The following is a 6300-nucleotide window of genomic DNA, read 5'->3' on the forward strand; positions in this document are numbered from 1 at the left end:
TCATTCCGCCGAGGTTTGCAGGCGCCAGCGTTCAACCGGATCGGTCACGACGCGGAGCCAGTTCGAGAACAGATTGAGCGACATGGTGACGAGCATGATCACGAGGCCGGGCCAGAACGCCACCCACCAGGCCGAGCCGATGTAGTTGCGCCCGTCCGAGACCATCAGGCCCCAGGTGATCTCGGGCGGCTGGATGCCGATGCCGAGGAAGCTCAGGCCGGATTCGACGAGCATGACGAAGGCCATTTCCAGCGCCGCGAGATTGATGACGGTCGGCAGCACCATCGGCGCGACATGGCGAAACAGGATGCGCCAGGTCGAGGCGCCCATGGCGCGTGCCGAGGTGACGAACAGCCGTTCCTTCAGCTCGAGCACTTCGGCACGGACCGTGCGCAGGAAGATCGGCACGCGCGAGATGGCGAGCACCAGGATGACGTTGGCGACGCCGGGCTCGAACACGAACAGCACGATAACGGCGAGCAGAAGCGACGGAAAGCTCATGATAGCGTCCGCCAGGCGCAACAGGATCGCGCTGACGGCGCCCTCCTTGAAACCGGCGACGAGGCCGAGCGCACCGCCGACCACCAGCGAAGTCAGCACCGCCGTTCCGGCGATCAGGATGGTATTCTGGCTCGCCACGATGATGCGGGCGAGAACCGAGCGTCCGAGCGCGTCGGCGCCGAGGATGTAGAGCCATGGCCGATCGAACGAGAACGGTGCTGCGTTGCGCTGCATCAGGTTCATGGCGCGGGCCTGGTCGGCGAGCAGCGTCGGCCCCAGTGCAACGCAAACCAGGACGATGGCCAGGAAGGCGGCCGAGACCAGGGCGACCTTGTCGCGCAACAGGCTCGAGACGATGTCGCGGAGTGCCGACGGCGTTGCCTGTGCGGGCCTGGCCATCTCAGCTGTGCCGGATGCGTGGATCGACGAGCGCATAGGTGATGTCCACAACGATGTTGATGATGAAGACGGCAAGTGCCGTGACCAGCACTGCGGCCTGGATGACGGCAAAGTCGCGCAGCAGCACGGAATCGATCATCAGCTTGCCGATGCCGGGAAAACCAAACACCGTTTCGACGATGACTGCCCCATTGACGATGCCGGCGGCCTGGTCGCTGGCGACCGTGATGACAGGTAGCAGCGCGTTGCGCAGCGCGTGAACGAAGACGATGGCCCTGGCGCGCACGCCCTTGGCTCGCGCCGTCTTCACATAGGCCGAAGACAGCGCCGTGATCATCGACGAGCGCACGACCTGCACCAAGACACCTGTTGGCCTGAGGCAAAGCACTGCGACCGGTAGGACCCAGTGCCAGGGCGTTCCGGTGCCCGATGTCGGCAGTACGCGCAGCCAGACGGCGAAGACGATCACGCCGACGATCGCCACCCAGAAATTCGGCGTGCTGGCGCCGATCAGCGAGATCAGGCTGGCGATGCGGTCAAACAGCCCGCCCGGACGGAAGGCGGCGAGCGAGCCGGTAACGATGGCGACCGCGATGACGATCGGCATGGTGATCGCCGCCAGCATCAGGGTCGTCGGGAAGGCCTGCAGCACGACCTCGACGGCCGGCTTCGAATACTGGATCGACTCGCCGAGATCGAACTGCAGCAGGCCGCCCAGGAAACGGAAGAACTGGACATAGACCGGATCGTCGAATCCGAAGCGCTGGTTGAACTGGTCGCGCATCTCCTCGGTGGCGTCGAGCGGCAGATAGAGGTCTGCAGGCGAGCCGGTGAACCTGGCCAGAAAGAAGACGAGGATGATCAGCAGCGCCAGCGACAGCACGCTCTGCAACGATCGCTTGAAGATGAAATTGCCCATTCTCCGCCTCCTCCGCCGGACATGGTTGACACGGGAGGGCGGCGCCGGCGATCGGCCGGCGCCGTTCCAGTGTTACGACGGTGACTTGACGACCAGCTTGGCAAGCTGCAGCTCGACCGCGTTGGCAATTGTCGGCGTGAAGTCGATGCGCTTGCCGACCCGCATGTAGTTGACCATGTGGAACAGCGGCGCGTCGGCGACAAGGTCCTCGTAGATGTAGCGGAAGGTCTCCTGGTAGAGCTTGGCGCGTTCCTCGCCCGAGGCCATGCCGGCGTCAGTGATCAGCTTGTCCACCTTGGCGTCGTGGATTTCGCTCTGGCGGCCGTCGCTGTGATACTTGAAGAACGCGGTGAACTGGGCGTCTCCGCTGTTGTTGTCATGCATTGTCAGCAGCGCGTTGGCCTGGCGACCGGCGGCGAACGGCTTGTTGGCCGCCTCCAGCCACTGTGTCATCTCGAGATTGTCGAGCTTGATCTTGAAGCCTACGGCCCGCAGCATCTCGGCGGCCGCCTCGACGAACTCGTTCGAGTTGGCGAACATGCCGGGGCGGCCGATCATGCGGATCTCGGTGTCGACGGGCACGCCCGCGGCCTTTGCCTCGGCGAGCAGCGCCTTGGCCTGTTCGGGGTCATAGGGCCACGGCACGAGGTTCGGGTTGTGGCCGAGCACGCTCGGGCCGACCTGCTGGGTGGCGAGTTCCGCCTTGTCGCTGATGACGCTGCCGAGGAATGCCTTGCGGTCGATCGCCAGGTTTAAGGCCTTGCGCACGCGAATGTCGTTGAGCGGCGGAATGTCGGCGGAGAGACGGAACATCGCACTGTCGGAGTTCGGGTAGACCTTGTCCGTCTCCGGATTGGTCGCATCCTGCGGCGCGATCGAGAAGGCCAGGTCGGCCTCGCCGGTTTCCACCATCGCGGCCGCGACGGAGGATTCGCTGCGCCAGACATAGGTGGCGTCTTCGATCTTCGGCTTCTCGCCCCAATAGCCGTCGAAACGCTTGATCTTGACGTTCTCGCCCTGGGTCCAGCTGACGAAGTCATAGGGGCCGGTGCCGATCGGCTCGGTCGTGTATTCGCCCTTCGGCGTCTTCGCCGATGCGATCGCCAGTTGCGCCAGCAGCGTCGGCAGGATCGGCATCGGCGTCTTGGTCATGAACTCGACGGTGTTCTCGTCGATCGCCCTGGCAGTGATGTCGACGCCGCCGAAATATTTGGTGCGGGTGATGCAGGTCAGCTTGGGATCGAGCGTGCGCTCGAGCGAATAGACCACCGAGGCCGCATCGAACGGCGTGCCGTCGTGGAACTTGACGCCCTTGCGCAGGTTGAAGCGCCAGGTCGTCGGCGAGGTCTGCTCCCAGCTTTCGGCGAGGCGCGGAATTGTCGTCTGCTTGGCATAGTCCAGCTCGACCAGCGTCTCGACGACATTCTGCTTGATGATGCGGCCGATGACCGAGCGCGGAGTCTCGCATGGATCGAGCCGGTCCGGCCCGCCCGGCAAGACGATAGTCACGGCATCGCCCGACTGGGCCATGGCCGCTGGCATCGGCGACAGAAACAGCGCCGTCGAAAGCCCCAGTGCGGTTTTCCTGAATGCGTTCATTTCAAACTCCTCCCGAGTTCTAGTTGATTTCGTGAAGTCCGTCGCTGCTAGACGGCGCGCAGGCGCGCACCCGTCCTGAAGCCCTCCAGCTTCAGTCGTTCCTTCTCCTCCTGGGCACGGATGCCGGGCAGGATGTCGGCCGCCACCTTCGGCGACAGGGCGACGACGCCGTCCTCGTCGCCGACGACCAGGTCGCCCGGATGAACGACGAGGCCGCCGATGGCGACGTCGACGTTGATGGCGCCGGGGCCATTCTTGTAGGGGCCGCGATGGGTGACGCCGCGGGCAAAACAAGGCAGCTTGCTGGCCTTGATGGCTGCGACGTCACGGATAGCTCCGTCGATGACGAAGCCGGCAACACCAAGGGATTCGGCATGGGCCAGGATGATCTCGCCGATCAGCGCCTGGCTGGTGTCGCCGCCGCCGTCGACGACGATGACGTCGCCGGGACGCGCAATGCGCAGCGCCGCATGGATGGCGAGATTGTCGCCACGACGCGTCCGCACCGTCAGCGCCGTGCCGAGCAGCTGTCCGCCGGCATGAAAAGGCAAGAGGCCGACCGCGCCCGGAAGACGATCCAGATTGTCGCTGACGATCGACGTCGCGACATTGGCGTATTGTCTCAGCAGATCGTCCGCAACGGGTGCTGCGGACGGCAATTCGGTGACGGTCATGATAGCTCCTCCCTTGGCGACCGCGGACCAGCGGCCTCCAGTCGTCAAAGGGATAGGAGTGTCACCTCCTGAAGAAAAGCGATATTAATGCATCAGAAGGCATCACTATTCTTCATATCAGGAGGAATTCATGTTCACGATCAAGCAGATGGAGGCGCTTTACTGGGTCAGCACGCTGGGCAGTTTCGAGGCTGCTGCCGACTATCTGAACATGGTCCAGTCGACGATCTCCAAGCGCATCGGCGAACTGGAGGCCAGGTTTTCAACGCCGCTGTTCCATCGGACCGGGCGCAAGCCGGTCCTGACGACCAAGGGCGAAGAGATCCGCGCAATCGCCGAGCAGATTCTGCGCCTGAACGATCGCCTGAACTCACTGGCAAAGAAATCGTCGGTTCCGTCATTCCGCTTTCGCCTTGGCGTCACTGATCTCGTCGCGCTGTCATGGCTGCCCGAACTGTTGTCCGGGATTCTCGACCGCTATCCGATGATCACGCTCGAACCCGAGATCGACCTCACCGCCTCCCTGCTCGAGCGCCTGGTCGACCGCCGCCTCGACTTCGTCATCTGCCCGCGTGTCATCCAGGAGCCGCAATTCGTCAGCACGCCGCTTGGCGCCATCGAGCTTGTGTGGATGTGCAGCCCGAAGCTGTTGGACGGCAAGGACAACGCGACGTTGAGCGATCTCACCAAGCATCCATTGCTGATCCAGACGACCGGCTCGATCCTGCACAGCGTCATCGACAACCCGAATTTGCCGTTCAAGCGGACGATTTCCTGCAACAACATGGTGGCGCTGGCTCACTTGGCGGCCCATGGCATGGGCGTCACCATCCTGCCGCACGCCTTCTTCAGGAACATGGTCGCCGATGGCCGGCTGTGCGTCGTGCGCACCGAGATGGAGCTGCCCAATCTCGAATACTTCGCCACCTTCAGGAACGATTACCATGTGCAGTTCTGTGAGGAAGTCGCGGCCCTGAGCGCCGAAATCTGCGATTTCCGGCTGCAATAGGTGCCGCGCAAATCGCCACTGGCGTGCCGATGCCGCCTTGCCGCCGGACAGCCGATCTGCGATCTCGGCGTGAGCATCGAAATGAACCCGACCGGAGTTGGCAGTGCGCAGTGTGGGCTTGATCGTTTCGGCCATCGTCCTTGTCATCGCCATCGCGCTCACCACCGCCTGGGCAGCGATGGCGCTTTGGTATCGGTTGCCGGCGCCTGACATCGCCAGGGGACTGGCCGCAGGCTTGTTCGTCCTGCTCGGCATCGCAGCCGCCATCGCCCTGTTCACGCCCTGGCGCCTGCATGGGCTGGCACTGTTCGCCATCGGCTTCGCCGCGGTGCTGGTATGGTGGAACACCATCGTTCCGTCGGACCATGCCGAGTTTGCGCCCGACGTGGCCCGGCAGGTCACCGGCCGGCGCGACGGCGACATGCTGACCCTGACAGATGTCCGCGACTTCGACTGGCGCAGCAACAGCGACTTCACCGAACGCTGGACGACGCGCAGCTACGACCTGAGCAAGCTCAAGACGCTCGACCTGTTCATGTCCTACTGGGCCGGGCCCGAGATGGCCCATGTCATCATGAGCTTCGGCTTCGAAGGCGGCGATCAGCTCGCCTGGTCGGTCGAGGTCCGCAGGCAGAATGGCGGTCAGTTTTCGCCGATCGCCGATCTGTTCAAGGCAAACCCGCTGGTCATCGTCGCCGCCGACGAGCGCGACGTCGTTGGTGTCCGCTCGAACATTCGCGGCGAGGACGTCCAGCTCTATCGCCTCAACGTCTCACCGACCGCCGCCCGGGCGCTGCTGCTCGGTTATGTCGCCGATGCCAATGCGCTGGCCGCAACACCGCGCTTCTACAATTCGATCACCACCAACTGCACCACCGTCATCTTCAGGATGATGCGCGCCGTCGGCGACGTCACCCCGTTCGACTGGCGCCTGATCGTCAACGGCTACCTGCCCGAATATGCCTATGACCGTGGCGCGCTCGACACACGCATGTCGGTGCAGGAGCTGCGCAGCCGCGCCCATATCGCCCAGCGCGCGCTGGCGGTTGGGCTGACCGGCCATTTCTCGCGGCTGATCCGCGAGGGCGTGCCGCAACCGGCCCTCTAGGTGACCGACTCATAACTACGCAACCAGATGCGGATTGAAGCAAGCTGGACGGAAGCGAGGAAGTTGTCGTCGCGCTTGTCGTAGCGGGTGG

General features: G+C 63.8%; 6 protein-coding genes. 2 read left to right on the forward strand and 4 right to left on the reverse strand.

Annotation, left to right across the window (positions count from 1 at the left end; all coding sequences use genetic code 11):
* The 4 genes from HNQ95_RS27910 to HNQ95_RS27925 form a co-directional block, all read right to left on the reverse strand.
* The gene (locus HNQ95_RS27910; protein ID WP_157097185.1) at positions 1 to 900 is read right to left on the reverse strand and encodes an ABC transporter permease; all 900 of its coding nucleotides are present in this window, start codon (positions 898 to 900) and stop codon (positions 1 to 3) included.
* A gap of 1 nt (position 901) precedes the next feature.
* Positions 902 to 1819, reverse strand: a complete 918-nt coding sequence (locus HNQ95_RS27915) for an ABC transporter permease (RefSeq protein ID WP_067956228.1) — start codon at positions 1817 to 1819, stop codon at positions 902 to 904.
* 72 nt (positions 1820 to 1891) lie between these two features.
* Positions 1892 to 3418 (reverse strand): ABC transporter substrate-binding protein, encoded by a 1527-nt coding sequence (locus tag HNQ95_RS27920; RefSeq protein WP_246341009.1) that lies wholly within the window; start codon positions 3416 to 3418, stop codon positions 1892 to 1894.
* 47 nt (positions 3419 to 3465) lie between these two features.
* On the reverse strand, positions 3466 to 4092 hold the full coding sequence (locus tag HNQ95_RS27925; RefSeq protein WP_182575687.1) for an RraA family protein: 627 nt from the start codon (positions 4090 to 4092) through the stop codon (positions 3466 to 3468).
* 130 nt (positions 4093 to 4222) lie between these two features.
* On the opposite strand from HNQ95_RS27925, the gene HNQ95_RS27930 reads away from it, so the two are divergent.
* Both HNQ95_RS27930 and HNQ95_RS27935 read left to right on the forward strand, forming a co-directional pair.
* Positions 4223 to 5101 (forward strand): LysR family transcriptional regulator, encoded by an 879-nt coding sequence (locus HNQ95_RS27930; RefSeq protein WP_182575686.1) that lies wholly within the window; start codon positions 4223 to 4225, stop codon positions 5099 to 5101.
* 178 nt (positions 5102 to 5279) lie between these two features.
* Positions 5280 to 6209, forward strand: a complete 930-nt coding sequence (locus HNQ95_RS27935; protein WP_376769277.1) for an Lnb N-terminal periplasmic domain-containing protein — start codon at positions 5280 to 5282, stop codon at positions 6207 to 6209.
* The last annotated feature ends 91 nt before the right edge of the window (positions 6210 to 6300 follow it).

Source organism: Aminobacter ciceronei (assembly GCF_014138625.1).
Lineage (GTDB): Bacteria > Pseudomonadota > Alphaproteobacteria > Rhizobiales > Rhizobiaceae > Aminobacter > Aminobacter ciceronei.